At 64.4% G+C, this 646-nt stretch carries 1 protein-coding gene and 1 pseudogene; both read right to left on the reverse strand.

All coding sequences use genetic code 11. From position 1 onward, the window contains the following. Positions 1–518: MBL fold metallo-hydrolase (locus EN906_RS36290; protein WP_127375879.1), on the reverse strand; the 518-nt coding region annotated here is incomplete at its 3' end. Next, positions 518–646: pseudogene (locus tag EN906_RS38705) on the reverse strand (ABC transporter ATP-binding protein); the annotation flags it as partial. The pseudogene EN906_RS38705 and the gene EN906_RS36290, both read right to left, overlap by 1 nt.

The raw sequence follows: 646 nt of genomic DNA on the forward strand, positions 1-646 counted from the left end.
CAGTGGGGGATCGTGTCCATGACGAAGACATTGCTGTCCGGCACCACGTCGGCGGAATAGGCGACGCGGCTCTCGCCATCGTCGACGGCAAACCAGACGCCGCCCACCACATGCCCGGAGCGTCCCGTCCGGATCGTGAGATTTCCGCTCTTCAGCGTATCGCCGGGTTGGAACAATTCGATGCGGTCTTCGGGAAAAGGGAACCGCCTGAAATCCTCGGGCTCAGCATAGCCCGCGAGCGTGGCGGGCGCCTCATTGCGGGTCTCGGCCGTCATGAAGATCGGGCCGGCATAGCCACGCGACAGCAGCCAACTCAGTGCGCCGACATGATCCTCATGGGCATGCGAGACGAACAGCGCGTCGATGTCGGCGACCGACCCGTTCAGCACCGGATAGTAGTCCGCGCCCGAGGCGCCGACCTTGATGCCGACGTCGAGCAGGATGCGATCCTTGCCGCTGCTGACAGCAAGACTGGTGCGGCCCTTTTCGCCAAAGCCGCCGAGCAGGTCGAGCATCATCACGATGCTGCCCCCGCCGCCGGGATCAGCCAGCCGGAGCGTATCCGCAGACGCGCATGGGCTCCGCTCTCCAGCAAAACCGGGTCGGGCTGTTCGAAATGCAAAGTGAGATCGGGACTGGTCGAAGG

Origin of the sequence: Mesorhizobium sp. M7A.F.Ca.CA.004.06.1.1 (genome assembly GCF_003999135.1) — a bacterium.
In the GTDB taxonomy this organism is placed as follows: Bacteria; Pseudomonadota; Alphaproteobacteria; order Rhizobiales; family Rhizobiaceae; genus Mesorhizobium.